Consider the following 3,197-nt stretch of genomic DNA (forward strand, 5'->3'; position numbering starts at 1 on the left):
TTGCCCCACTCAAACGGCACCATATAGGTCTGGCCGTCGATGGTGACGCCGTCCACATCCTTGATCTGCGGCAGCAGGCTGTCCCAGTTGCTGATTTTCGAGGTGTCGATCGGCTTCAAGAGCCCCGCCGCCACCCATTTGCGCAGCCCGTCGGTGCAGGGGTGGGCGAGGTCGGCGGCAAAGCCCGATTGCAGCTTGGTGAAAGCCTCCTCGACGCTGCCGAAATAGGTGTAGCTGGGGGCGCCGCCGTATTTTTCGACGTAGTCGCCGTAAAACCCCTGATCCTCGTAGCCGGACCAGTCAAAGACCGACAGGCTGGCGGCGTCGGCGGCTGCCATGCCTGCCGAGGCGGTCAGGGCCGTGGCCGCGGCCAGTACCGTTTTGAAGCGTTTCATGTGTTGTCCTCCCTTAATTCTCATGCCTCGCGGGCACCGAGGTCGATGACAGAGGCGTTCTGCACCCCCAGCCAGACCGGGTCGCCCTGCTTGTGATCCACCGTGTGGAAGTAGTTCGGCACCGACACCGCGATGGGCTGCGAAAGCCCCTCGGCGGTGACGTGGTAATGCACGTTCTCGCCGTAGAAGGCGGCGTTGGTGACAGTGCCCTGCAGATAGCCGTCGTAGCCGCCGGGCTTTTGCGCCGAGATCTCCAGCTGCTCGGGGCGGATCCCCGTCAGCAGCTGCGGCCCGCGCCGCGCCACATTGGGATTCACGTCGATGGACAGCGGGCCGAAGCCCTGCACCTCGGCGTGCAGCTTGCCGTCCGCCTCTCCGGTGACAGCCGCATCCAGGAAATTCATGCCGCCGATAAAGGCCGCAACCTCCTGGCTGCAGGGGCGGGCATAGAGCACCTCGGGCTTGTCGACCTGCTTGAGCTGGCCCTTGAACATCACGCCGATGCGGTCGGACATGGTCATCGCCTCGTACTGGTCGTGAGTGACCATGACGAAGGTGATCCCGAGCTTCTGCTGCAGGCGGCGCATCTCGAACTGCATCGCCTCGCGCAGGTTCTTGTCGAGCGCCGACAGCGGCTCATCCAGCAGCAAGACCTTGGGCCGCATCACCAGCGCCCGGGCCAGCGCAACGCGCTGACGCTGGCCGCCGGACAGTTCCGTGGCCTTGCGCGATTGCAACCCGCCCAGCTCCACCATCTCCAGCGCCTCGGCGACGCGGGCATCTGTTTCGGCCTTGCCCAGCTTCAGCTTGCGCAGGCCAAAGGCGACGTTATCGCCGACATTCAGATGCGGGAAGATCGCATAAGACTGGAACACCATGTTGGCGGGCCGTTTGTTCGCCGGAATATGGGCCATGTCCTGGCCGCCGATGCGGATTGTGCCGGCGTCGTGGTCCTGGAAACCGGCAATCATCCGCAGCGCCGTGGTCTTGCCGCAGCCGGACGGGCCGAGGAGGGAAAAGAACTCGCCCTCCTTCAGCGTCAGGTTCAGGTCGCGCACTGCGGTGAAAGTGCCGAACCGCTTTTCCACGCCGGAGATTTCGATGATGTTCTGAGTGGTCATCTGCGTATCCTTCATCAGGCGGATTTGGCGGAGCGGCGGCGGAAGTATTCGGCGGTCAGCAACAGGAGCACCGAGGCGAGCAGCAGCAGCGAGCCGAGCGCCAGCGTGTTCGGCAGCTTGGCGGGGAAGCGGATCTGGCTCCAGATATAGACCGGCAGGGTGGGCTGGTTGCCGGACAGGAAGAAGGCCAGCACAAACTCATCGAAGGAGACAGTGAAGGTGACCAAGAGGCTGGCGACAATCCCCGGCGCCACGATCGGCAGGGTCACCCGGCGGAAGGTGCCGATCACGCTTTCACCGAGGTCAAAGGCCGCTTCCTCCAGCGACTGGTCGAAGTCGTCAAAGGCGGATTTCATGATTGAGACCGCAAAGGGCAGGGCCACAAACACATGGCCCAGGATCACCGTGGTCAGCGACGGTTTCAGGCCCAGCGAGATGAACAGCACCAGCATCGAGGACGCCACGATGATGCCGGGGATGACCAGCGGCAGCATCACCAGCCCCTCCGACAGTTCGCGCCCCTTGAACCGGTAGCGGACATAGGCGCGGGCGGCGAACAGCCCCAGCGAGGTGGCGACCAGCGCAGTCACCGCGCCGACAATCAGCGAGTTCACCATCGCCTGCAAGAGTGTGTCCTGTTCGCCCAGCTGGGCGTACCATTTCAGGGTGAACCCCTTCATCGGGAAAGCGACGATGGTGCCGTCATTGAAGGAGAACAGCGGCAGCAGCAGCACCGGCAGATACAGGAAGATCAGGTAGCCGACCGCATAGGCCAAGAGCCAGGGGAAACGGAAGGGTTTGCGCCGGGGCTTGCTCAATGAGGAAGCCAGCGGTTTGTTCAGGGGTTCGCTTACCGGAGTGCTCAACGGATCCTACTCCCCAATGCGGTGGCCAGGATGACAAAGAGGATGGCGACAAAGCCGACCGAGGCCATCGCCACCAGCGACAGGGTTGCCCCCAGCGGCCAGTTGTTGGCCGGGCCGAACTGCACCTGGATCAGGTTCGCCACCATCTTGCCCTGCGAGCCGCCGACCAGCGACGGGGTCACATAATCGCCAACGGTAGGGATGAAGATGATCAGGCTGGCGGCGATGATGCCGGGCACGGTCAGGGGCAGGGTGACACGGATGAACCGCTCCAGCTTGTTGAGACCCAGGTCGGTAGCCGCCTCCAGCAGCGCGCGGTCGATCTTCTGCAGCGAGACATAGATCGGCAGGATCGCAAAGGGCGCCCAGGCATGGGCCAGGGTCAGGACCACTGCGAATTCATTGTACAGAAGGAAGGTCAGCGGCTCTGTGATCAGCCCCATTGAGATCAGCGCCGAGTTCATCACCCCGTTAAAGCCCAGGATCAGCTTCCAGCTGAACACCCGCAGCAAGTAGCTGGACCAGAAGGGGATGGTGATCAGCAGCAGCCACAGGGTTTTCTTCTGGGTGCGGAAGGCGATGAAATAGGCAATCGGATAGGCCAGCGCCACGGTCGCCGCCGTCACCGCCCCGGCAATCAGGATCGAGCGCAGCATCAGATGCCGCACCAGCGGATCGGTGGCGGCCTCCAGGTAGTTGGCCCAGGTCAGAGTCTTGTCGATCTCGACATAGGTCTGGGTCCAGAAGCTGTAGGCCACCAGGATCCCCAGCGGCGCAGCCACCAGAAGCCCCACATAAAGCGACGCCGGGGCGCT

3 protein-coding genes and 1 pseudogene are annotated in these 3,197 nt (G+C 63.3%); all 4 read right to left on the reverse strand.

Annotated features, from left to right (window positions below; genetic code table 11):
• Positions 1–395, reverse strand: a pseudogene (locus AB1A62_RS22045) (spermidine/putrescine ABC transporter substrate-binding protein); the annotation flags it as partial.
• A gap of 20 nt (positions 396–415) precedes the next feature.
• Positions 416–1,516: an ABC transporter ATP-binding protein gene (locus tag AB1A62_RS22050; protein ID WP_366663597.1), complete on the reverse strand. Its 1,101-nt coding sequence runs from the start codon at positions 1,514–1,516 to the stop codon at positions 416–418.
• 14 nt (positions 1,517–1,530) lie between these two features.
• Positions 1,531–2,334, reverse strand: coding sequence for an ABC transporter permease (locus AB1A62_RS22055; protein ID WP_366663598.1), 804 nt, complete (start codon positions 2,332–2,334; stop codon positions 1,531–1,533).
• A 44-nt stretch (positions 2,335–2,378) separates the two neighbouring features.
• On the reverse strand, positions 2,379–3,197 hold an 819-nt coding region (locus AB1A62_RS22060; RefSeq protein ID WP_366663599.1), incomplete at its 5' end, for an ABC transporter permease.

Source organism: Leisingera sp. JC11, from assembly GCF_040704725.1.
In the GTDB taxonomy this organism is placed as follows: Bacteria; Pseudomonadota; Alphaproteobacteria; order Rhodobacterales; family Rhodobacteraceae; genus Leisingera.